The organism is Pseudomonas sp. OTU750018 (genome assembly GCF_011636575.1).
Lineage (GTDB): Bacteria > Pseudomonadota > Gammaproteobacteria > Pseudomonadales > Pseudomonadaceae > Aquipseudomonas > Aquipseudomonas peli.
Window position 1 is genome coordinate 207,859 of sequence record NZ_JAAPAU010000002.1, and the last position, 22,141, is coordinate 229,999.

General features: G+C 60.9%; 17 protein-coding genes. 4 read left to right on the top strand and 13 right to left on the bottom strand.

Going from position 1 to position 22,141, the window contains the following annotated elements; translation table 11 throughout:
* The 9 genes from HCI85_RS09830 to HCI85_RS09870 all read right to left on the bottom strand — a co-directional run bounded on the left by HCI85_RS09830 (window position 1) and on the right by HCI85_RS09870 (window position 10,649).
* Entirely contained in the window at window positions 1–1,956 is a 1,956-nt protein-coding gene (locus HCI85_RS09830; protein WP_167144577.1) for an acetoacetate--CoA ligase, read from the bottom strand.
* A 253-nt stretch (window positions 1,957–2,209) separates the two neighbouring features.
* Window positions 2,210–3,112 carry a hydroxymethylglutaryl-CoA lyase gene (locus tag HCI85_RS09835; RefSeq protein WP_167144578.1) on the bottom strand — a complete coding sequence of 301 codons (903 nt, stop codon included), beginning with the start codon at window positions 3,110–3,112 and terminating at the stop codon, window positions 2,210–2,212.
* Between the two features lie 93 nt (window positions 3,113–3,205).
* Window positions 3,206–5,167, bottom strand: coding sequence for an acetyl/propionyl/methylcrotonyl-CoA carboxylase subunit alpha (locus tag HCI85_RS09840; protein ID WP_167144579.1), 1,962 nt, complete (start codon window positions 5,165–5,167; stop codon window positions 3,206–3,208).
* A complete protein-coding gene (locus tag HCI85_RS09845; RefSeq protein ID WP_167144580.1) occupies window positions 5,164–5,964 on the bottom strand; it encodes a gamma-carboxygeranoyl-CoA hydratase in 801 nt (266 codons plus the stop codon). The genes HCI85_RS09840 and HCI85_RS09845 overlap by 4 nt, the downstream gene beginning before the upstream one ends.
* Before the next feature lie 36 nt (window positions 5,965–6,000).
* Window positions 6,001–7,608, bottom strand: a complete 1,608-nt coding sequence (locus tag HCI85_RS09850) for a carboxyl transferase domain-containing protein (RefSeq protein WP_167144581.1) — start codon at window positions 7,606–7,608, stop codon at window positions 6,001–6,003.
* Window positions 7,609–7,626: 18 nt separating this feature from the next.
* Window positions 7,627–8,790 carry an isovaleryl-CoA dehydrogenase gene (locus HCI85_RS09855; RefSeq protein ID WP_167144582.1) on the bottom strand — a complete coding sequence of 388 codons (1,164 nt, stop codon included), beginning with the start codon at window positions 8,788–8,790 and terminating at the stop codon, window positions 7,627–7,629.
* A gap of 29 nt (window positions 8,791–8,819) precedes the next feature.
* Window positions 8,820–9,221 (bottom strand): MerR family transcriptional regulator, encoded by a 402-nt coding sequence (locus tag HCI85_RS09860; protein WP_090253868.1) that lies wholly within the window; start codon window positions 9,219–9,221, stop codon window positions 8,820–8,822.
* A gap of 145 nt (window positions 9,222–9,366) precedes the next feature.
* Complete coding sequence (locus tag HCI85_RS09865; protein ID WP_160086835.1) at window positions 9,367–9,717, bottom strand: low molecular weight protein tyrosine phosphatase family protein; 351 nt, start codon at window positions 9,715–9,717, stop codon at window positions 9,367–9,369.
* Entirely contained in the window at window positions 9,717–10,649 is a 933-nt protein-coding gene (locus HCI85_RS09870) for a LysR family transcriptional regulator (protein ID WP_090253866.1), read from the bottom strand. Before HCI85_RS09870 ends, HCI85_RS09865 begins: the two co-directional genes overlap by 1 nt.
* A 158-nt stretch (window positions 10,650–10,807) precedes the next feature.
* Between HCI85_RS09870 and HCI85_RS09875 the strand changes: the two genes are divergently transcribed.
* Window positions 10,808–12,037 carry an acyl-CoA dehydrogenase gene (locus tag HCI85_RS09875; RefSeq protein ID WP_090253864.1) on the top strand — a complete coding sequence of 410 codons (1,230 nt, stop codon included), beginning with the start codon at window positions 10,808–10,810 and terminating at the stop codon, window positions 12,035–12,037.
* Between the two features lie 176 nt (window positions 12,038–12,213).
* Here the strand turns inward: HCI85_RS09875 and HCI85_RS09880 are convergent, their stop codons facing one another.
* From HCI85_RS09880 to xthA, 4 genes are all read right to left on the bottom strand, one after another.
* Window positions 12,214–12,474 carry a hypothetical protein gene (locus HCI85_RS09880; RefSeq protein WP_342636227.1) on the bottom strand — a complete coding sequence of 87 codons (261 nt, stop codon included), beginning with the start codon at window positions 12,472–12,474 and terminating at the stop codon, window positions 12,214–12,216.
* Window positions 12,475–12,527: 53 nt separating this feature from the next.
* Window positions 12,528–13,277, bottom strand: a complete 750-nt coding sequence (locus tag HCI85_RS09885; RefSeq protein WP_167144583.1) for a substrate-binding periplasmic protein — start codon at window positions 13,275–13,277, stop codon at window positions 12,528–12,530.
* A 110-nt stretch (window positions 13,278–13,387) separates the two neighbouring features.
* Entirely contained in the window at window positions 13,388–14,770 is a 1,383-nt protein-coding gene (locus HCI85_RS09890) for a substrate-binding domain-containing protein (RefSeq protein WP_167144584.1), read from the bottom strand.
* Between the two features lie 104 nt (window positions 14,771–14,874).
* Window positions 14,875–15,690, bottom strand: a complete 816-nt coding sequence (gene xthA / locus HCI85_RS09895; RefSeq protein ID WP_160086845.1) for an exodeoxyribonuclease III — start codon at window positions 15,688–15,690, stop codon at window positions 14,875–14,877.
* A 143-nt stretch (window positions 15,691–15,833) separates the two neighbouring features.
* On the opposite strand from xthA, the gene HCI85_RS09900 reads away from it, so the two are divergent.
* From HCI85_RS09900 to HCI85_RS09910, 3 genes are all read left to right on the top strand, one after another.
* The gene (locus HCI85_RS09900) at window positions 15,834–16,475 is read left to right on the top strand and encodes a GNAT family N-acetyltransferase (RefSeq protein WP_167144585.1); all 642 of its coding nucleotides are present in this window, start codon (window positions 15,834–15,836) and stop codon (window positions 16,473–16,475) included.
* A 99-nt stretch (window positions 16,476–16,574) separates the two neighbouring features.
* The gene (locus HCI85_RS09905) at window positions 16,575–18,302 is read left to right on the top strand and encodes an autotransporter assembly complex protein TamA (protein ID WP_167144586.1); all 1,728 of its coding nucleotides are present in this window, start codon (window positions 16,575–16,577) and stop codon (window positions 18,300–18,302) included.
* Window positions 18,299–21,967 carry a translocation/assembly module TamB domain-containing protein gene (locus HCI85_RS09910; protein WP_167144587.1) on the top strand — a complete coding sequence of 1,223 codons (3,669 nt, stop codon included), beginning with the start codon at window positions 18,299–18,301 and terminating at the stop codon, window positions 21,965–21,967. The genes HCI85_RS09905 and HCI85_RS09910 overlap by 4 nt, the downstream gene beginning before the upstream one ends.
* The last annotated feature ends 174 nt before the right edge of the window (window positions 21,968–22,141 follow it).

Consider the following 22,141-nt stretch of genomic DNA (forward strand, 5'->3'; position numbering starts at 1 on the left):
TTAGTCCCGTAGTTCTGCTAGGTCGCGGTATAACTCCAGCGCCTGTGGGTTGGCCAGGGCGTCGGTGTTCTTCACCGGTTTGCCGTGTACCACGTTGCGCACCGCCAGTTCGACGATCTTGCCGCTGATGGTGCGCGGGATATCCGCTACGGCGATGATCTTCGCCGGTACATGGCGCGGTGTGGTGTTGGCGCGAATCACCTGGCGGATCTGCGTTTGCAGCGCGTCAGTCAGTTCGATGCCCTCGCGCAGACGGACAAACAGCACCACGCGCACATCGTCGTCCCACTCCTGGCCGATGGCGATGGACTCCAGCACGGCTTCGACCTTTTCCACCTGGCGGTAGATCTCCGCGGTGCCGATACGCACGCCACCGGGATTGAGTACCGCGTCACTGCGGCCGTGAATGACCACCCCACCATGGGCGGTGACTTCCGCGTAATCGCCATGGGCCCAGATGCCGGGGAAAGTCTCGAAGTAGGCCGCCTGGAACTTGCTGCCATCGGCATCCTTCCAGAAGCCCACCGGCATAGAGGGGAAATGCTGTGCGCAGACCAGTTCGCCTTTCTTGCCTGTTACCGGTTGGCCTGCGTCGTTCCACACCTGCACGTCCATGCCCAAGCCCTTGCATTGCAGCTCGCCGCGCCACACCGGCAGCACCGGGTTGCCGAGGGCGAAGCAGGATACGATATCGGTGCCGCCGGAGATCGATGACAGGCAGATATCGGCTTTGATCTCGCGGTAGACGTACTCGAAACTCTCGTGGGACAGCGGCGAGCCGGTCGACAGAATGGCCTTGAGCTGTTGCAGTTTGTGCGTGCTGCCGGGCCTGGCCCCGGCTTTTTCCAGGGCAGCGAGAAACTTGGCGCTGGTGCCGAAGATGCTGATGTTTTCCGCATCGATCAGATCGATCAGCCGCTCGGCACCCGGATGGAAGGGCGAGCCGTCAAACAGCACCAGAGTTGCGCCCATAGCCAGGCCCGAGACCAACCAGTTCCACATCATCCAGCCGCAGGTGGTGTAGTAGAACAGCGTGTCGTCGGCGTGCAGGTCGGTGTGCAGGCCGAGTTCTTTGACGTGCTGCAACAGAGTGCCGCCAGTGCCGTGCACGATGCACTTGGGTACGCCGGTGGTGCCGCTGGAGTAGAGGATATAAAGCGGGTGATCGAACGGCACCTGCGTAAATTCGGGCTCGCCGCCGGCCTGGTAGAAGTCCTGCCACAACGCAACTTTGGCTTCCGAGTGGAAGTCGGCGGCTTTGGCCTGGGCGTTGGAATAGGGCACCACAATCAGCTGTTCGAGTGAGGGCAGGCGTTCGAGGATTTCATTGAGCTTGGCAGTCAGGTCGAGGTTCTTACCGGCGTAGCGATAGCCGGCGGCGGCGATCAGCACCTTGGGCTCGATCTGGCCGAAGCGGTCGATCACGCCCTGGGTGCCAAAGTCCGGCGAGCAGCTCGACCAGGTTGCACCGAGGCTGCTGGCGGCAAGCATGCCGACCAGGGTTTGCCAGGTGTTGGGCATAAAGGCAGCAACGCGGTCGCCAATACCCACGCCGGCAGCGCGCAGGCTGCGTTGCAAACCCGCGACATGGGCGGCTAGTTCGGCATAGCTCAGTTGCTCGCGGGAACCGTCTTCACCGATAGCCACCAGGGCAGGGTAGTTATCGCGGCGGCGCAGCAGGTGTTCGGCAAAGTTCAGCGTCGCGCCAGGAAACCAGTGAGCGCTGGGCATGGCGCTGCTTTCTTGCAGCACTGCCTCGGGTTGGGCGTTAAAGCGTATTTCAAAGAACTCGACAATTGCCTGCCAGAAGGACTCGCGCTGCGCCACGCTCCAGGCGTGCAGGGCCGGATAGTCGGCCAGTTGCAGGCTGTGGTGCTGATTGACGAAGCGGCGGAAGCTGTCCATCCGCGTCGCGGCGATACGTTCCTTGGAGGGTGTCCACGAGGGCTGTTGCATGTCGATTCCTCATTCGGCAGGTGCCGTAATTCTTGTTGTGCCGAGCTGTTGCGCCTGGCCGATGGCACGCTAGCCTACTGGTCGCTGCAAGCCTTGAGCTGCAGCGACCCTTATTGTTCGGCGGCCGACCTGGCGGCTGTTGTAGCAGTTTTGCACCGAAGGCAGGGCCGGCACGCGGCATCTGGGGCTCTGGCTTTACAGGCTGTAAACAAAGCCTGACGGCAGTGGCTTTCCTAGCCAGATACAGACAGGTTTACGCGCTGGCCAGCCGCGCCCGCGCCACCCGCGAACCATTGGGCTTATCCAGTACCGCGCAAATACGCTGGCCGGCGGCGATCAGCCGGCCCATATCGATACCGGTTTCGATGCCCAGGCCCTCGAGCAGGTAAAGCACATCTTCGGTCGCGACATTGCCGGTGGCGCCTTTGGCGTAAGGGCAGCCACCCAGACCCGCGACCGAGCTGTCGAATACGCTGATGCCTTCGAGCAGACTGGCGTAGATATTGGCCAAAGCCTGGCCGTAGGTGTCATGGAAGTGCCCGGCCAACAAATTACGTGGCACCTCGCGGCCGACCACGTTGAACAGGTGGCGGGTTGCCCCAGCGGTGCCGGCCCCTATGGTGTCGCCCAGGGAAACCTCATAGCAGCCCATGGCGTACAGCTCACGGGCTACGCTGGCGACTTGCTCTGGTGGCACGCTGCCGTCGTACGGACAACCCAACACGCAGGACACATAGCCGCGCACGCGAATGCCATGCTGCTTGGCGGCGTCCATTACCGGGACAAAGCGCTCAAGGCTCTCGCTGATCGAGCAGTTGATATTTTTCTGCGAGAAAGCTTCCGAAGCCGCGGCAAACACCGCAACTTCCCTAACGCCCGCTTCCAGCGCGCCTTCAAAGCCTTTCAGATTGGGCGCCAGGGCCGCGTAGGTAATACCTGGCAACTGCTGGATCTGCGCAAAAACCTCGGCGGAGCCCGCCATCTGCGGCACCCACTTGGGCGAGACAAAGCTGCCCACCTCGATATAGCCGAGGCCTGCGGCAGACAGGTCATCGACCAGGCGCACCTTGTCGGCCACGCTGATCGGTTGTTTCTCATTCTGCAAACCGTCGCGCGGGCCGACTTCGACCAGGCGGACTTGTTTGGGTAGGTTCATCGTTGCCTCGTTGTTCGTCTCGATGGGTATCGCGCTCAACGTCGTAGGAGGCGCTTTAGCGGCGAGCTTGGCTAAAGGCACTCCTACAAAAGGTTATGCGCTGATTTCTTCCAGCTCCGCCAGTACCGCGCCTTCGCTAACCATTTCGCCCTCGCTGCAATACAGCGCCTTGACGGTTCCGGCATGCGGCGCGCGGATGCTGTGTTCCATCTTCATCGCTTCCAGCACCACCAGCGCAGTACCGGCTTCGACCTGCTGGCCGGCTTCCACCAGCACCCGTACGATGCTGCCATTCATGGGTGCGGTGAGGCCTCCGTGATGCTGATGGCTGGCTTCCACTTCAGCAATCGGGTCGACGCGCTGAATGCTGCGCAGCTCGCCGGCATAGTGCAGATAGAGGCTGTCGCCGCGGCGAATCGCCAGATGCTGCTGACGCAGGCCGTCGCGCTCTACCTGTAGGACTTCGCCTTGCAGCTGTACGGTGGAAGCCGAAGCATGGCGCAGGCGAATTACCTGGCGTTCGCTCTGGCAGTTCAGATGTAGATCGGTTTCCGCTGGCAGGCCCAGGCGCAGGCCGTTATTGCAGGCCCAGGGCGAGTAATAGTCGTCGTGGCGCTGCAGCGGCGCTTCACTTTGCACAAAGGCTTCGGCGGCCAGTTGCCAGAACTCGGCCGGCAATTCAGTTACTGGAGGCAGAAGCTGCGCTTCGTGACGCGGAATAAAACCGGTATCCAGCTCCGCATTGGCAAAGGCCGGATGGGCCAGCACGCGGATGAGAAAGGCTAGATTGGTTCTGACTCCGCCGACGCAGGTTTCTTTAAGCATGGCCAGCAAGCGCAGGCGCGCCTCCTCGCGGTTTTCGCCCCAGGCGATCAGTTTGCCGAGCATCGGGTCATAGAAGGGCGAGACTTCATCGCCTTCGCTGACGCCGCTGTCTACCCGGCGACCTGGGCCGGCATTAGCTTCGCGGTACAGCGCTAGGGTGCCGGTGGCCGGCAGAAAGTCGTTGTCCGGATCTTCCGCGTACAGCCGCACTTCAATGGCGTGGCCAATCAGCGGCACTTGCTCCTGGGTGATCGGCAGCGCTTCACCATGGGCGACGCGGATCTGCCAGGCCACCAGATCCAGGCCGGTAATCAGCTCGGTGACCGGGTGCTCGACCTGCAGGCGGGTGTTCATCTCCATAAAGAAGAAGTCGCCGCGCTCATCCAGCAGAAATTCCACGGTGCCGGCGCCGACATAACCGATGGCTTGCGCCGCCTTGACCGCCGCCTCGCCCATGGCGCGACGCAGTTCGGCCGACAGGCCCGGAGCAGGGGCTTCTTCGACGACCTTCTGGTGACGGCGCTGGATCGAGCAGTCGCGCTCATTCAGATACAGGCAGTTGCCGTGCTGGTCGGCAAAGACCTGGATCTCCACATGGCGCGGCTTGAGTACGTATTTTTCCACCAGCATGCGCGAGTCGCCGAACGAGGACTGCGCTTCGCGCTGGGCGCTGGCCAGGGCCTCGGCCAGTTCGCTTTCGCGCTCGACCACCTTCATGCCCTTGCCACCGCCACCGGCCGCAGCCTTGAGCAGCACCGGGTAGCCGATTGCGTTCGAGGCAGTGCGGAAGGTTTCCACATCCTGTGCTTCGCCGTGATAACCGGGCACCAACGGTACGTTTGCGGCTTCCATCAGCGCCTTGGCCGCGGACTTGCTGCCCATGGCGTCGATGGCGCTGGCGGGCGGGCCGAGAAAGATCAGGCCGGCGGCGTCGATGGCGCGGGCAAAGCCAGCGTTTTCCGAGAGAAAGCCATAGCCGGGATGGATCGCCTGGGCTCCGCTGGCCTGGGCCGCAGCGATCAGTGCGTCAATGCGCAGGTAGCTGTCCGCCGGTTTGGCACCGCCCAGATTCACCGCCAGATCAGCTTCACGCACATGGCGGGCGTTTGCGTCTATGCCGCTGTGTACCGCCACGGTTTGGATGCCCATGGCTTTGGCCGTGCGCATCACCCGACAAGCGATTTCGCCACGGTTGGCCACCAGCAGGGTGTCGATAGGCTTGAGACTCATGCTTGTGGCTCCTGCCATGCGGGTTTGCGTTTATCCAGGAAGGCCCGCAGACCTTCCTGACCTTCGGGGCTGACGCGGATACGGGCGATGGCGTTTTCTGTGTAACGGCGCAGCGCCGGGGTCAGCACGCCGCTGCCGACTTCGCGCAGCAAATCCTTGCTGGCGAGCATCGCTTGCGGGCTATTGAGCAGCAGCGTGTCGACCCACTCGGCCACGGCCGGCTCCAGGGCATCGGCGGCATAGCATTCGGCAAACAGCCCCAGCTCCTGCGCCCGCTGCCCGCTAAAGCGCTCGGCAGTCAGGGCATAACGGCGCGCAGCGCGTTCGCCAATCGCCTGCACGACAAAGGGGCTGATCACCGCCGGCGCCAGACCGATGCGCACTTCGGACAGGCACAGTTGGGCATCAACGGCGCCGATGGCCATATCGCAGCAGCTGATCAAACCCAGCGCACCGCCGAAGGCCGCGCCTTGCACCACGGCCAGGGTGGGGATCTTCAGCTGATACAGGTTGTGCATCAGCTCGGCCAGCTCACGCGAATCAGCCAGGTTGGCGTTGTAGTCCAGGGTCGCGGCGTGCTGCATCCAGGCCAGGTCCGCGCCGGCGGAAAAGTGCTTGCCGCGGCCGCGCAGCAGCAGGAAGCGCAGGCTTTTGTCGGCCATCACCGTATCGAGGGCGAGAATCAGCTCGCGGATCATTTCGGCGTTAAAGGCGTTGTTCTTGTCCGCGCGATTGAGCCAGAGGATGGCAAAACCGCGTGGGTCTGTTTGCAGTTCGATGGTGTTGAAGTCGGTCATGGTCTGTCGCTCTAGAATCCGGGGCAGGGCGCTGCCTTACATGCGGAACACGCCAAAGGTGGTCGGCTCGATTGGCGCGTTAAGGCTGGCGGACAGCGCCAAGCCCAAGATGTCGCGGGTTTGCGCCGGGTCTATAACCCCGTCATCCCACAGGCGGGCGCTGGAGTAGTAAGGGTGGCCCTGGCGCTCATACTGTTCGAGGATCGGCTGCTTGAGCTTGGCTTCATCCTCGGCGGAAAAGCTCTGCCCGGCGCGGGCAGCCTGTTCGTGCTTGACCTGCACCAGTACGCCGGCGGCCTGTTCGGCGCCCATAACGCCGATGCGCGCATTCGGCCACATCCACAGAAAACGCGGGTCGTAGGCGCGGCCACACATGCCGTAGTTACCCGCACCGAAGCTGCCGCCGATGATCACGGTGAATTTCGGCACCTTGGCGCAGGCCACGGCGTTTACCAGCTTGGCGCCGTGTTTGGCGATGCCGCCAGCTTCGTACTTCTGCCCGACCATAAAGCCGGTGATGTTCTGCAGGAACAGCAGCGGAATGCCGCGCTGGCAGGCCAGCTCGATAAAGTGCGCGCCTTTTTGCGCAGACTCCGCAAACAAAATCCCGTTATTGGCGAGGATCGCCACTGGATAGCCGTGGATATGCGCAAAGCCGCAAACCAGGGTGGCGCCAAACAGCGCCTTGAACTCATCAAATACGCTGCCATCGACGGTGCGGGCGATTACTTCACGCACATCAAAGGGCTGCTTGGCGTCCGCCGGAATAACCCCGTACAGCTCTTCGCTGCTGTAAAGCGGGTTGATCGGCGTACGGTTGTTGAGCTCGCCGAGTTTGCGCCAGTTCAGATTGCTGATGCTGCGCCTGGCCAGGGCCAGGGCGTGTTCGTCGTTGTCGGCGTAGTGGTCAGCCACGCCTGAAGTTTTGCAATGCACATCGGCGCCGCCGAGGTCTTCGGCGCTTACCACCTCACCGGTGGCGGCTTTTACCAGCGGCGGGCCGGCGAGGAAGATGGTGGCTTGATTGCGCACCATGATCGCTTCATCGGCCATAGCCGGCACATAGGCGCCACCAGCGGTGCAGGATCCCATGACCACGGCGATCTGCGGGATGCCCATGGCCGACATATTGGCTTGGTTAAAGAAGATCCGCCCGAAGTGCTCGCGATCCGGGAACACCTCATCCTGACGCGGCAGGTTGGCGCCGCCGGAATCCACCAGGTAAATGCACGGCAAGCGGTTCTGTTGGGCGATGGTCTGCGCGCGCAGGTGCTTTTTCACTGTCAGCGGGTAGTAGCTGCCGCCTTTTACCGTGGCGTCGTTGGCCACGATCATGCATTCCACACCCTCGACCCGGCCGATACCGGCCACTACGCCTGCCGCAGGCACTTCTTCGCCATACACCTCATGGGCGGCCAGCTGGCCGATTTCGAGAAACGGCGAGCCGATATCCAGCAGGCGGTTGATCCGTTCCCGTGGCAGCAACTTGCCGCGCGAGGTGTGACGCTCCTGCGCCTTGGCACCGCCGCCTTCATGGATGCGGGCGAGCAGGGCGCGCAGGTCGTTGACCTGGGTGAGCATCGCCGCACTGTTGGCAGCGAACTCCGGCGAACGGGTGTTGATCTGGGTGTGCAGAATGGCCATCTGGCGCGCTCCGTCAGGCTATTTGGTTTCGTTGAACAGTTCGCGACCGATCAGCATCCGGCGAATTTCGCTGGTGCCGGCGCCAATTTCATAAAGTTTGGCGTCGCGCAGCAGGCGGCCGGCCGGGTACTCGTTGGTATAGCCGTTACCACCGAGCAGCTGGATGGTGTCCAGGGCCATTTTGGTAGCCATTTCGGCGGTGTAGAGGATCACGGCGGCGGCGTCTTTGCGCGACTCCTCGCCACGGTCGCAGGCCTTGGCGACGTTGTAGAGGTAGGACTTGGAGGCGTTCATGCCGGCGTACATGTCGGCCAGCTTGCCCTGTACGAGCTGGAACTCGCCGATCGACTGCTTGAACTGCTGACGTTCGTGCACGTAGGGCAGCACCACGTCCATGCAGGCAGTCATGATCCCGGTCGGGCCGCCGGAGAGCACGGTGCGCTCGTAGTCCAGGCCGCTCATCAGTACGCGTACGCCGCCGCCCTCCGCGCCGAGGATGTTCTCTTCCGGCACTTCGCAATCCTCGAACACCAGTTCGCAGGTGTTGGAGCCGCGCATGCCCAGCTTGTCCAGCTTTTGGTGGCGGGAGAAGCCCTTGTAGTCGCGCTCGACGATAAACGCCGTCATGCCGCGTGAGCCGGCGCTGATGTCGGTTTTGGCGTAGATCACATAGGTGTGGGCGTCGGGACCGTTGGTGATCCACATCTTGTTGCCGTTGAGTACGTAGCGGTCGCCGCGTTTCTCGGCACGCAGCTTCATCGATACCACGTCGGAACCGGCGTTTGGCTCGCTCATGGCCAGGGCGCCGACGTGTTCGCCGGAGCAGAGCTTGGGCAGGTACTTGAGCTTCTGCTCGTGGGTGCCGTTCTTGCGGATCTGGTTCAGGCACAGGTTGGAGTGAGCGCCGTAGGACAGACCGACCGAGGCCGAGGCGCGGCTGATCTCCTCCATGGCCACCACATGCGCCAGGTAGCCCATGTTGGTGCCGCCGTATTCCTCTTCCACGGTCATGCCGAGCAGGCCCATGTCGCCGAACTTGCGCCACATGTCCATGGGGAACTCGTTGTCGCGGTCGATCTGCGCGGCACGTGGGGCCAGTTCGGCTTGTGAGAACTGATACACCGAGTCGCGCAGCATATCGATGGTCTCGCCGAGACCGAAGTTGAGGGATGGGTAGCTCATGGTTCCACCTGTAATTGTTCGAATTAAGTTCAGGAGATAACGGTCTGTTTTTTATCAGTTTCAGCCAGGGCTGCCAGGCAGCGCTCTTCGGCGGTATCCAGTTCAAGCTGCATCTGTTCGATGTCCAGCAGTTGCTGCTGCAGCTGGGCGCGGCGCTCGGCGATCTTGGCCATAAAGGTGTGCAGCTGCTTGTGATTACCGTGCACCGGGTCGTATAGCTCGATCAGTTCCTTGCACTCGGCCAGCGAAAAGCCGATGCGTTTGCCGCGCAGGATCAGCTTGAGAGTCACTTTGTCCTTGGCGGTGTAGATGCGCTCCTGACCGCGACGCTCGGGACTGAGCATCTGCTGTTCTTCATAGAAACGAATGGCGCGGGTGGTGATATCCAACTCGCGGGCCAGTTCGGAAATGGAGTAGGTGGTGGCGGACATACGGCTGCGCTCTTGTTTACCTTTACGTTAACGTAAGCTTGCCGACGCCTGTAGTCAACCAGAGCGCATGCTGCGTGATTGGGTTGATCAAACCTGATGCGGATTTATGGGCTGAAAACTGTTATTCGATAAAGGCTTACGGCGCTTATCTAGAAAGGTAGGGAGGTACGCGTTGTTGCAGCACGTTTACCAGCGCGGGGTCCATATACGCGTAATCGTCGGGGATATTCAGGTTGTAGATGGGCTTGTTACCAAGCTGGCGGCGAAACTTTTCCGCCAGTTTGCGCCGATGGCGGCTTTCCATCACCAGGATCAACTCGGCCCACTCGAGCAGTTCGGGGCTGACCGGGTTGTCAGCATCGCGGTTAACCCCAGCCGAGGCGGTTTCTACCCCAGGCCAATTGGCGAAAATCTTTTCGGCGGTGGGGCTGCGCAAGCGGTTCTTGGCGCAGATAAACAGCACCCGCAGTGGCGTACGCGTGCTGGCCAATGGCATCAGGCCTGAGCCTTCTCGGCTTTTTTCTCCAAGGCAATCGCTTGCTGGGCAATTTCGATGATCTGTTCGCGCATCCAGCGATTGGCTGGATCCTGGTCGGTGCTTTCGTGCCAGTACAGGTGGGTTTCCAGTGGCGTCATGTCCTTGATCGGCAACTCGACAAAATGCAGGTCATTGCGACGGGCAAAGCGCTCTGGCACGGTCATGGCCATGTCTGTGCTCTGCAGCACAGTGGTGGCCATCAGGTAATGCTGCGAGCGCAGGGCAATCTTGCGCTGGATGCCCATGCGGCCCAGAGCCAAGTCAACGTGCCCCAAACCACTGCGCCGGCTGGAAATATGGATATGGGTCAGGCCCATGTATTCGTCGAGGCTGATCTTGTCTTTGGCCAGCGGATGGCCACGGCGCAGGGCGCAGACGTAACGGTCTTCCATCAGCTTGACGTGGCGCACCTGGGGATCAGTGTTAAGTGGTGCGTCCACCGCAAAATCCAGGCGGCCAGCAGCCAGCTCCTTGGTGGTTTCGCGGCGCCGCGCGAGCATGCTTTCAATGTTTACGTTAGGTGCCATGCGGCGCAGGCGCTGGAACAGCGGCGGCAGGATGATGGCCTCGGTGAGGTCAGTCATGCTGATGCGGAAGGTCTTGTTGGCCTGCGCCGGGTTGAAGATGCGGCTTTCCTGCACGGAAATGCGCAGTTGCTGCAGCGCGTTGCGCACCGGGCCGATGATGTTCTGCGCCATTGGCGTAGGCACCATACCCTGGGCTGTGCGAACAAACAGCGGGTCATTGAAGGTTTCCCGCAGGCGGGCCAGGGCGTTGGAGACGGCGGGTTGGGTAATGCCGACGATCTGTCCGGCGCGGGTTAGATTGGCCTCGGTGTAGATGGCATCGAAGACGACAAAGAGGTTGAGGTCGACCTTGTTCAGATTCATTACACGCTCGCTCCGCAGGATGTCGGTATCAGTGGATCATATATCGGTGATGAATGTTTATACACGGTGAGAATAGATTAGATAAATCCTAAGCCCTGTTCTAGCATCATTTCCACTTCACCGAATTCCCCAAAAATCAGCGTCAGAAGGTAGCCATCATGGATTTCGCCTACTCCCCCAAGGTTCAGCAGCTGCGTGAGCGCGTCACCGCGTTTATGGAGACCCATGTCTATCCAGCCGAAGCCGTGTTCGAGCAGCAGGTCAATGAAGGCGATCGCTGGCAGCCCACTGCGATCATGGAAGAGTTGAAAGCCAAGGCTAAAGCCGAAGGCCTGTGGAACCTGTTTCTGCCGGAGTCCGAGCTGGGTGCCGGCCTGACCAACACTGAATACGCGCCGCTGGCGGAAATCATGGGCAGCTCGTTGATCGGTGCCGAGCCGTTCAACTGCGCTGCGCCGGATACCGGCAACATGGAAGTGTTGGTGCGCTATGCCAACGAAGCGCAGAAAGAGCAGTGGCTCAAGCCGCTGCTGGACGGCACCATCCGTTCCGCCTTCGCCATGACCGAGCCCGGTGTAGCGTCCTCCGATGCCACCAATATGCAGGCCAGCGCCGTGCGCCAGGGTGATGAGTGGGTGATCAACGGCCGCAAATGGTGGACATCGGGCGCTTGCGACCCGCGCTGCAAAATCATGATCTTCATGGGCCTGACCAATCCGGATGGCCCGCGCCATGCACAGCACTCGATGATTCTGGTGCCGATGGACGCCCCGGGTGTGAAAGTGCTGCGTCCGCTGCCGGTGTTCGGTTACGACGATGCGCCGCACGGCCATGCCGAAGTACTGTTCGAAAATGTCCGTGTACCTTACGAAAACGTGCTGCTGGGTGAGGGCCGTGGCTTTGAAATTGCTCAGGGTCGCCTTGGCCCAGGCCGTATTCACCACTGCATGCGCTCCATCGGCATGGCCGAGCGCGCACTGAAGTTGATGTGCGAGCGCTCCATCAGCCGCACCGCCTTCGGCAAACCGCTGGCGCGTCTGGGCGGCAACATTGATCACATCGCCGACTCGCGCATGGAAATCAACATGGCACGTCTGCTGACGCTGAACGCGGCGTACATGATGGACACCGTGGGTAACAAGATCGCCGCCAGTGAGATCGCCCAGATCAAGGTGGTCGCACCGAACGTGGCGCTGAAAGTGATTGACCGCGCCATCCAGATTCACGGCGGCGCCGGGGTTAGCAACGACTTCCCGCTGGCCTACTGGTACGCCATGCAGCGCACCCTGCGTCTGGCTGACGGCCCGGACGAAGTGCATCGCGCGGCGATTGGCAAGTTCGAGATCGGCAAGTACGTGTCCAAGGATGTGATGAAAGCCAGCCGCTAAGGCGCTGGGCACGTCACTGAAAAAGCACAAGGCCCGCAATTGCGGGCCTTGTGCGTTGTGGCTAGTGCTGTTTTAGGCATGCTCTATCGTTGTTTGCCAGGCTATGTGGGAAGGCCTTTAGCCGCGATTGATCGTGAACGTGTCGCGGCTAAAGCCCTTAGCAAAGAAAGCACAGGTTATTCGTACGATTTGCCCGGCGGGGCAAACTCATCATCCGTGTTGGCATGCTCTTGCAGCCACAGCAAACGCATATGCAGTTGCGCAGCGAAGGCACGGGCGGCCTGCTCCTGATGGAAGATCAGGCTACGTCGACCCATGCGCACTTGCCAACGCAGCTTGCCGCGCTGCGCCAGCGGCTCGATAACGATGCTCGGTGAGCTCAAACGATCAATGCTCCTGAAAGGACTGAGCATGTCGACAATCGCCAACACAGACATGGCCTAAGCATTAGGCTCTCGCAGCAAACTTGGCAAGCGCCTTAGCGGGCGATTTAGTTGCTGTATTGGTAGATGATTGGGGCAAAAATGCCCGTGTCGTGGCCATTCTTCAGGCACTGATTGAACTGTTCGAGGAACCAGCCCATCTTCAGTGTTTTGGCGATGCCCATGTGCTTGCTGTCACTCTTGAACGGCACCGGCAACGTTGTGAAGGCATCGGCCTGCAAGCCAGGCCAGCTCTGGGCGAGCCGGCTGATATCAACGCTGGAGCCGACCAGGATCGCATCAATGCGACCGCGCTGCAGCATGCCCAGACCGCTGCGAGTGTCATTGAAGCCGACGATGGTCAGGGTGCCGTTGGCCACGGCTTCGTCATAGGCAGTGCCATAGCTGGTGCCGATAGTGGCGCCGATCAGCTTGTCTTTAAGGTCAGTGATGTTCTGGTAGGCAAACTCGCGGCCTTTCTGCACCACCAGCACGATATGTTCGGTGAAAATTGCTTCGGAAAAGTCGAACAGGGCCAGGCGCTCATCACTGATCGACAAACCAATTACGCCGCCTTCGCTGCGTTCGGCCATGGTATAGGCGCGTTTCCATGGCAGCAGCTGGATCTGGTAGGGGACCTGCATCTGGTTCAGGCAGTGTTTACTGATGTCCACGACAATGCCTTTGGCCTCACCATCCTCCTCAAAGTATTTGGGGAAACCGTCGTGTGCGCCAAACACGCGGAACACCTCGGCCTGGACGGTTTGTACGACCAGCAGTGCCAGTAGCAGGATCAACCGCAGAGGTGTAGCGAGCATGGCAGAACCTCAAGTAGAGGCGAGAAAGTTTGTTCAGCTTAGCCACTCGGCGTTGTTAATCACTGCCTAATTCAGCAATACCTGCAAACAACGCCGGGGCTGAGCCAGGCTCAATAAACCCAGACTTCTACCCGGCGGTTCTTGATCCGTCCGTCATCGCCGCTGTTGGCGGCCACTGGCAGCTCATCACCCAGGCCGATGATATCGCGGAAGATCACGCCACCTTTGTTCAGTTCACGGCGCACTGCCATGGCGCGCAGTTTCGACAGCAGTTCAGCGCGGGCGGTGTCAGCCTTGGTATCGCCAAACCCAACCAGCACCACTTTATCGCGCAGCTTGTTCTGCTCGTTTAGGTAGGTCATCAGCCGGTTGAGATCACGCAGGGCTTTATTGTCGAGAGTGGCGCTGCCTTCCTGAAAACGAAAGTTTACCGACAGACGTTGCGCATTCTCGGCCAGCTCTTGGTAGTTCGCCGGCATCTGCGGGTTTACGGGTATTTTTACCGCTTGAACGGTCTGCGCAATAAATCCGCTCTGTTCAACGATCGCCTGTCCGCGCGGACTATGAGCAAACTGCACCAGAGCGCGTCCCCAAGGGTTGCTCAACTCTGGCTGGTTGTAGAAGAACAACCGTCGCGACAGCGGGTAATCCTCGGTGGCGATCAGGGTCAGGCTTGGCAGCATGGGTTGCGAATCACCCGCGGCAATCGCCAGCGCTTTGGCCTGGCGGATATACGGCAGGCCAATAAAGCCGATGCCATTAGGGTCCTGGCTGACCGCGTCGGAGAGTTTTTCACTCGACTCAAAGCGTTTGGCGCTGGCCGCCAAGGCTTTGCCATTGGCGCTCAGCACCAGCTCCTTGAACGTGTCGAAGGTACCGGACTTGTCATCCCGGGCATACAGGGTGATGGCGCCAGCCGGGGCGCCGAGTTGCGACCAGTTGCTGATCTCGCCAGCGAATATCTGTGCCAGTTGTGCCGTGTTCAGCGCGCCCAGCGGGTTATTCGGGTGCAGGATAATAGCCAGGCCATCGAGGGCGATGATCTGCTCGGCGCTGGCGCTTTTCAGGTCGCCCAAGTTCAGCAGGCTAGTGGCTTCGCTGTCCTTGATCGGTCGGGACGAGGCCGCCAGTTCAGCACTGCCGTCGGCCAGTGAGGTAAACCCAGTGCCCGAACCATGGGCCGCTACCTCGATGCTCACACTGCGGCCATCGGTGGTTTTGCCGATGATTGTCTGCTCGTTTTCTGCATTGCCTGCTTCGACGCGGATTGCGCTCAGGCCTTGTTCCTCGAGCAGGCCTTTGACCAATGCCGGGCCCAACCGTGCACCAATGGTGTTTGAGCCCTGTATGCGCAATACGCTGCTGTTGTCGCTTGGGACTGGCAGGGCGGCAAATACTGACCAGGGCAGGGCGTAGCAGATGGAGCCGAGCAGCAAAAAGCTGACGGTGCGAATCCAGGTGTCACGTTCGAAGGCAGAGGAGGCGCGCAGCATGCGGCAAACACCTTATATGGGTGAGTGAAAGTGCCGCGACGATAAGACAAAAAAGTGACTGCAATATGACAGTCACTTATCTATGTGAAGGCTCTATTGCAGGCTTACTGAGCCAACTCAAGCCAGATGGGGGCATGGTCAGATGGCTTTTCCATGCCGCGCAGGTCGTAGTCGACGCCGGCGTCCTTGATCCGCGCCTGCAACGCCTGAGAGGCGAGAATCACGTCGATGCGCAGACCGCGCTTGGGTTCATCCTCAAAACCCCGGCTGCGGTAATCAAACCAACTGAAACGATCATTCACTGTGGGGTTGAGGTGGCGGAAGCTGTCAACCAGGCCCCAGTTCTTTAGGGTGGCCAGCCACTCGCGCTCTTCTGGCAGAAAGCTGCATTTGCCGGTTTTCAGCCAGCGCAGACGATTAGGCTCACCAATGCCGATGTCGCAGTCTTCCGGCGAAATATTGATATCACCCATCACCACCAGCGCTTGCTCGGGGCTGAACTGGCTCAGCAGCAGCTGTTGCAGGTCGGCATAGAAACGCTGTTTTGCCGGGAACTTGGTCGGATGGTCGCGGCTTTCGCCTTGCGGAAAGTAGCCGTTCATCACCGTCACCGGGTTGCCCTGGGCATCGGCGAAGGTGCCGTAGATAAAGCGCCGCTGCGCGTCTTCGGCGTCGCCGGGAAAGCCCTTGTGCAGGCTCAGTGGTTCCTGGCGCGAGAGTAGGGCGACGCCGTAATGGCCTTTCTGGCCATGGTAGTGCACGTGGTAGCCGAGCTCACGGATATCTGCCTCGGGGAACTGCTCGTCGGCAACTTTGGTTTCCTGCAGGCCGATCACATCCGGCTGGTGTTTCTCGATCAATGCTGCCAGTTGATGCGGGCGTGCACGCAGGCCATTGATATTGAAGGAGACGATCTTCATGGGCGGCAGTCCTGGCTGTGGCTCTGGAAAGCTCGCGATGCTAGCCGATTAGCGGCCCTGCCGACCAGCCTGTAGCGGCGCAGGGTGCGCGGTGCTAACGTGGCTGCAGGCCCAGTAAATCAAGAACAACAGAGGTCAATTCGATGCCCAACAGTCTCGCCGAAGTACGTATGCTCGATAGTGGCTATGCCCGCGAAGCACGCTCGCTGCTGTATCACGCCTATCGTCACGACCCCACCTTTGCCTACCTGTTTGAAGCCGAGCGGCCAGGCTATGACCAGCGCGTACGCGCCACGGTACGTGAGCTGGTGCAGCAGCACTTTGCCGAAGACCTGCCGGCGATTGGCTTGCTTATCGACGATCGACTGATCGGCATGGCGTTGATCGCTCCGCCACAGCGGCGCATGGACATCACCGAAAGCTGGGGCTGGCGCATGCGCATGCTGCTGACCACCGGCTTCCGTTGCACCAAGAGATATCTGGAATACCACGATGCAGTGATCGCCTGCCTGCCGCCGGGGCCCTACCACGTGTTGCCGCTGCTGGGCATTCATCCGGAATACCAGGGCAAAAACCTTGGTGAGCAACTGCTTGAAGCACTGCACAACTGGTGCGCCGAAGACGCCAGTTCCCAGGGTGTAGTACTGGATACGGGCAATGGACATTACCTGGAGTTCTATAAACGTCAGGGTTACGAAGAAATCGGCGAGGTGGCCATCGGCCCGATTATCGAGCACGTTTTCTTCCATCCAAGTCCGCAACTGGCAATCAAGGCCAGTGCTTGATAACGGCCTGCTCGGTGTGTCTACAGACACATCGAGTCGCAACTATTTGCCCGCACTGGTGCTCTAAGTCGGCCCTGAGCTCGTGCTAGCATCGCCCTCATGCCTGTTCCTCTCCACTTTTTCACCGCGCTGTTTCTTCTGCTGCTGAGTGCTACGGCCCTGGCCGAAGCACAGTTGCGTGTGCGGGTTGAGCCGGCCAACAGCGCGCTGAAAAGCAATATCGAGGGCTACATCGGCAGCTTGGGTGAGCGTGATGCTGAAGCCTTGCAGCGCTTTCGTCGGGTCGCCGAAAACCAGGCAGAGAAAGCCGCCCAGGCGCTGGGCTTCTACCAGGCGCAGATCACGACTGAAGTCAGCGAGGGCGCAACACCGCGCCTGACCGTACGCATTCAGCCGGGTGAAACGGTGCGTTTGCGTGATGTGGTGGTGCGCGTCGAGGGGCCCGCTGCGCAGCTGCGCGCCTTTCGTACGCCCAATGACCCGCAATTGCGTAGCGGGGCACAACTTAACCACGGTCAGTACGACGCCGCGAAGCGCGAAATTCAGAATCAGGCTTCGCGTTATGGCTTCTTCGCCGGGCGCTTTAGTCGTCAAAAACTCACAATCGACCCCGAAGCCGGGGTTGCCGATATCGAACTGATCTATCTCAGCGGCCCGCGCTATCAACTGGGCGCGGTGAGTTTTGTCGGCGATGCGCCCTTCGATGAGCAATTGCTGCAGCGCATGGTGCCGTTCCCGGCGGATACGCCCTATGACTCGGCATTGATTGCCGAGCTGTATCAGGCGCTGCGCTCCAGTGGTTATTTCGAGTCGGTGCAGGTGGATGCCAACCCCAGTACTGCCAGTGGTGAACAGATCCCTGTGCAGGTTCAATTGCAGGCGCGCAAGCCACGCAGCATGGGCCTGGGCTTGGGTTTTTCCACCGACGTGGGGCCGCGTGGCCGGGCCAACTGGACGCGGCACTGGGCCAATCCGCAAGGGCATAGCTATGGCGCAGAGTTCGAACTGTCGGCGCCGCGGCAGAATATTGGCCTGTGGTACGACGTGCCGCTCGATCCGCCGCTGACCGATAAATTGCGGGTGGCCGGCGGCTATCAGGCCGAAGACCTGGCCAATACCGACAGCGGCAGCCGTCTGCTGACCTTTGGCCCGGAATGGCACAGCAAGCTCGACAGCGGCTGGCAGCGCGTGTTGTCGCTGAAATGGCAGCACGAGCAGTACGACCTGGGCGATGACGCGGGGACCAGCACGCTGCTGATGCCAGGCCTGAGTTATTCCTACCTGCAGAGTGACAACCAGATCGACCCCAACCACGGCTACCGCCTGCAGTTTGATCTGTCCGGCGCGGCCAAGGGGTTGTTGTCCGATGCCAATGTGCTGCACGGCAATATCCAACTCAAGGGTCTGACCACCGTATTCAAGCGCCATCGACTGCTGGGGCGGGTGCAGGTGGGTGGCACTGAATCCGATGGGTTTGCCAAGGTGCCGCCGTCTCTGCGCTTCTTCGCGGGTGGTGACCAGAGCGTGCGCGGCTATGACTACCAGAGCCTGTCGCCGGAAAACCGCGCCGGCGACAAGGTCGGCGGGCGCTACCTCTTTACCAGCAGCCTGGAATACCAATACAGCCTGACTGAGCGCTGGCGCTTGGCGAGCTTCTTCGATCAGGGCAATACCTTTGACTCGCTGCAGCTTCCGTCGCTGAAAAGTGCAGTGGGTCTGGGCGTGCGTTGGGTATCACCACTCGGACCGCTGCGCCTGGATCTGGCGCATCCATTGGATGACCAGGGCGGCGTGCGCCTGCATTTTTCCATGGGGCCGGAACTGTGAAGCGCTGGTTACGTTATGGGCTGTTCAGCCTGCTGGGGCTGCTGCTTGTGCTGGCTATTAGCCTGAGTCTGTTGCTGGGCACCCAGGGCGGCAGCCGCTGGTTATTGGTGCAGGTGCCGGGCTTGCAGGTAGATGACTTCAATGGCCGCCTCGGCGGTAGCTGGAGCGCACAGCAGCTGCGCTGGCAGCAGGGCGAGAATAGCGTGCAGGTTATGGCGCCTCGCCTGGATTGGTCGCCGGCCTGTCTGCTGCGTCTGACCCTATGTATCGAGCAACTGCACAGCGGGCCAATCAGCCTGGTTTTCCCTGGCGATGAGCAGCCAAGCAGCGAGCCGTTCAGTCTGCCGGACCTGAGCCTGCCGTTGACGTTGCAACTGGGGCAGGTACAGATCAACAGCCTGCAGCTTAATGGCGTCGAACAGATGCAAGGGCTGCAGCTGGCTGCGCGCTGGACGGCGCAGGGTATTCAGATTGAAAACCTCAGCCTGGCTACCGCCGATCTGCAGCTGGCGGTGCAGGGCCAGGTGCAAACCTCCGGCAACTGGCCGCTGCAACTGAACGGACAGCTACGACTGCCTGCGCCCGAGCAGCAGGCCTGGCCGGTGGCACTGCAGCTCAACGGTGAGCTGCGCGAGCGGGTGCAGGTCTCGGCCAGCAGCCGCGGCTATCTGACCGGCGAGCTGAGCGGTTGGGTACAGCCTTTGGCTGAACACCTGCCGGCGCAACTGCGCTTGCAGGTCGCCAGCTTCAAAGCCAGCGCTGAGCTGCCCGACACCCTTAACCTTGAGCAGGTTGAGCTCAATGCCCAGGGCGATTTGCAGGCGGGTTATCAGATCATCGGCAGTGCCAGCCTGCCAGCAACTGAAGGGCCTATTGCTATGGCGCTGGCGGGGCTGCTCAAGGCTGACGGCGCGGCCATCAGCAACCTGAGCTTGACCGCCGAACCGGAGCAGCAGTTACAGCTCAGCGGCGAGCTGAACTGGCAGCAAGGTCTGAGCCTGGATAGCCGCTTCAACTGGCAGAGCTTCCCCTGGCAGCGCCTTTATCCGCTGGACGAGCCAGCGCCTGTGGCGTTGCGGATGCTTAATGGCGAGCTGGCTTATCAGAATGGCAACTACCTCGGGCATTTCGCTGCCGAGCTGGATGGACCGGCCGGCGCCTTTAGCCTGCAAAGCCCGCTGAGTGGCGATCTACAGAAGCTGTATCTGCCAGAGCTGCGTATGCAGGCCGGCCAAGGCCGCGCCGTAGGCCAGGTCAGCTTGGGTTTTGCCGAGCAGCTGAGTTGGGATGTGCGCCTGCAGTTGAGTCAGCTTGATCCGGCTTACTGGCTGGCCGAGTTACCCGGCAGCCTGGCGGGCCCCTTGAACAGCTCAGGCAGCTTGATCAATCAGCAGCTTAACCTTAACGCCGACATCGACCTCACCGGCCGCCTGCGTGGTCAGCCGGCCAAGCTGCTGGCGAAGTTTGCCGGTGGCCTGGAGCAGGGCGAGCTGAGTGCCTTGGATATCCGCCTGGGTGATAACCGCATCAGCGGTCAGGCCGCCTTGCAGCAACAGCTGAGCGGCCGGTTATTACTAGCGATGCCGCGATTGGGGCAGCTTTGGCCAAGCTTGCAGGGGCACCTTAATGGTCAGCTGGACCTGGCTGGGAGTCTGCAAGCACCCCAGGGCCAGTTGCAGCTGCAAGGTCAGCGCCTGGCCTATGACGATCAACGTCTGCAACAGCTCAAGCTCGATGCCAGCCTGAACAGCGCCCAGCGTGGCCGAATTACCCTGGAGGCATTGGGTATTCAACTGGGCGAAACGGAGTTAGGGCGCCTGGATGTCACTGCCGCCGGTGATCAGCAGCAGCAAAGTCTTGAGCTGCACCTGCAAGGTCCCTTATTGCAAAGCCAGCTGGCCCTGGCCGGCAAGCTGGACAAGGGTAACTGGCGCGGCAGCCTGAGTAGTGGCGAGGTGCAAAGCGGTGGCCAGGATTGGCGCCTGCAACAGCCGGCCACGCTGGTACGGCTGGCCAATGGGCAGCTTAGCCTGGGCGCGCACTGCTGGCGTTCTGGCGAGGCCAGTCTGTGCGGCACGGAGCAGCGCCTGCTGCCGCAGCCCAAGCTCAACTACCAGCTGAGCAACTTCCCCATAGAGAGCTTTGCGGCGCTGTGGCCGAAGGATTTCAGCTGGCGGGGTGAGCTCAATGGTCGGCTGCAGCTCGATATGCCGGTCAGCGGTCCGAATGGCAGCCTGGAACTGGATGCCGGCAGCGGCATCTGGCGCATTCGTGATCAGCAGCAGTGGCTGGAGTTTGCCTACGACAGCCTGCGCCTGAGTACACAGTTGCGCCCGCAGCGCATAGATAGCCTGCTGGAGCTGCGTGGCCCAACCATTGGCGAGCTGTCGCTGCAGGCGCAACTGGATCCGCGTCCGGCGAGCAAGCCGTTGTCTGGCAGCTTCCGCCTCAATGGTCTGGACCTGGCCCTGGCGCGTCCGTTTGTGCCGATGGTGGAGCGGATTGCGGGGCAACTGAATGGCGCGGGCACATTGTCGGGCGGGCTGTTGGCACCGCAGATCAACGGCAACCTGCGGGTGCTGAATGGCGAAATAAGCGGCGCTGAACTGCCGATGAACATCGAGCAGCTGCAATTGCAGGCGCAGATCGCAGGCGAGCGGTTGCTTCTCGAGGGCGATTGGCGCAGCGGTGAGCAAGGGCAGGGCAGTCTGAATGGCGAGCTGAGCTGGGCCGATGGGCTGGTGGCGAACATGCAGCTGCGAGGCAGTCGTCTACCGGTCACTGTTGAGCCCTATGCCGCGCTGGAGGTCGAACCGGATCTGCGTTTAAGCCTGCGTGATGAGCAGTTGTCGCTGGCCGGCAAGGTGCTGATCCCCAGCGGCAAGATTGAGGTGCGCGAGTTGCCGCCCTCAACGGTACAGGTGTCCAGTGACGCCCAGGTGGTAGGGCGCGACAGCCCGCAGCAGCAGGCGACGGCCATCGCCATGGATGTTGACGTTGAAGTGGGTCAACAGCGCCTCACCTTCAGCGGCTTTGGACTGGATGCCGAGCTGTTGGGGCGCGTACACATTGGCAATGACCTGGACACTCGCGGCGAGCTGAGCCTGAACAAGGGCCGTTTCCGCGCCTACGGCCAGCGCCTGAATGTACGCCGCGCACGCCTGCTGTTCGCCGGGCCGATTGATCAGCCATTTCTTGATATCGAGGCTGTGCGCCAGGTCGATGGCGTGACGGCTGGTTTACGCCTGAGTGGCAATGCCACGCAACCGACCAGTACGGTGTTTTCCGAACCGGCCATGAGTCAGGAACAGGCGTTGTCTTACCTGGTTATGGGGCGGCCACTGGGGCAGGGCGGTGGTGACAATACGATGCTGGCACAAGCTGCGCTGGCCCTGGGGATGGCCGGCAGTGCACCGTTGGTCAATAACCTGGCGCAGGGCTTGGGTATCAGTGATTTTCAACTCGATACCCAGGGTTCTGGGGTAACCACCAGCGTGGTCGCCAGCGGCAATCTCTCGGAGCGGTTGAGCCTGCGCTACGGCGTGGGGGTGTTCGAACCAGCCAATACCATTGCGTTGCGCTATGAACTGAGCCGACGGCTCTACCTAGAGGCTGCCAGCGGGTTGGCGAGCTCTCTGGATTTGTTCTATCGGCGCGATTTCTAGGCCATGTTTCTGCGGGAGGACGCTGGATTAAGCCTGTTAATTCGCGTTTAAATTGCTCCCCTCGCTCAAAACGTCTGAGCGTTGAAATCTAAACAGTGAAAACCACTATCACAGTCTTCATATACTGACCGCCGCTGATACCTGGCAGTCGTTGTGCTGGCTGGTATAGCCCGA

Coding starts and splice junctions, on each gene's coding strand:
- HCI85_RS09875 (WP_090253864.1), top strand. CDS start 10,808: ATGGATTTCGCCTACTCCCCCAAGGTTCAGCAGCTGCGTGAGCGCGTC.
- HCI85_RS09885 (WP_167144583.1), bottom strand. CDS start 13,277: ATGCTCGCTACACCTCTGCGGTTGATCCTGCTACTGGCACTGCTGGTC.
- HCI85_RS09835 (WP_167144578.1), bottom strand. CDS start 3,112: ATGAACCTACCCAAACAAGTCCGCCTGGTCGAAGTCGGCCCGCGCGAC.
- xthA (WP_160086845.1), bottom strand. CDS start 15,690: ATGAAGATCGTCTCCTTCAATATCAATGGCCTGCGTGCACGCCCGCAT.
- HCI85_RS09900 (WP_167144585.1), top strand. CDS start 15,834: ATGCCCAACAGTCTCGCCGAAGTACGTATGCTCGATAGTGGCTATGCC.
- HCI85_RS09905 (WP_167144586.1), top strand. CDS start 16,575: ATGCCTGTTCCTCTCCACTTTTTCACCGCGCTGTTTCTTCTGCTGCTG.
- HCI85_RS09840 (WP_167144579.1), bottom strand. CDS start 5,167: ATGAGTCTCAAGCCTATCGACACCCTGCTGGTGGCCAACCGTGGCGAA.
- HCI85_RS09850 (WP_167144581.1), bottom strand. CDS start 7,608: ATGGCCATTCTGCACACCCAGATCAACACCCGTTCGCCGGAGTTCGCT.
- HCI85_RS09890 (WP_167144584.1), bottom strand. CDS start 14,770: ATGCTGCGCGCCTCCTCTGCCTTCGAACGTGACACCTGGATTCGCACC.
- HCI85_RS09830 (WP_167144577.1), bottom strand. CDS start 1,956: ATGCAACAGCCCTCGTGGACACCCTCCAAGGAACGTATCGCCGCGACG.
- HCI85_RS09870 (WP_090253866.1), bottom strand. CDS start 10,649: ATGAATCTGAACAAGGTCGACCTCAACCTCTTTGTCGTCTTCGATGCC.
- HCI85_RS09855 (WP_167144582.1), bottom strand. CDS start 8,790: ATGAGCTACCCATCCCTCAACTTCGGTCTCGGCGAGACCATCGATATG.
- HCI85_RS09880 (WP_342636227.1), bottom strand. CDS start 12,474: ATGTCTGTGTTGGCGATTGTCGACATGCTCAGTCCTTTCAGGAGCATT.
- HCI85_RS09860 (WP_090253868.1), bottom strand. CDS start 9,221: ATGTCCGCCACCACCTACTCCATTTCCGAACTGGCCCGCGAGTTGGAT.
- HCI85_RS09865 (WP_160086835.1), bottom strand. CDS start 9,717: ATGCCATTGGCCAGCACGCGTACGCCACTGCGGGTGCTGTTTATCTGC.
- HCI85_RS09845 (WP_167144580.1), bottom strand. CDS start 5,964: ATGACCGACTTCAACACCATCGAACTGCAAACAGACCCACGCGGTTTT.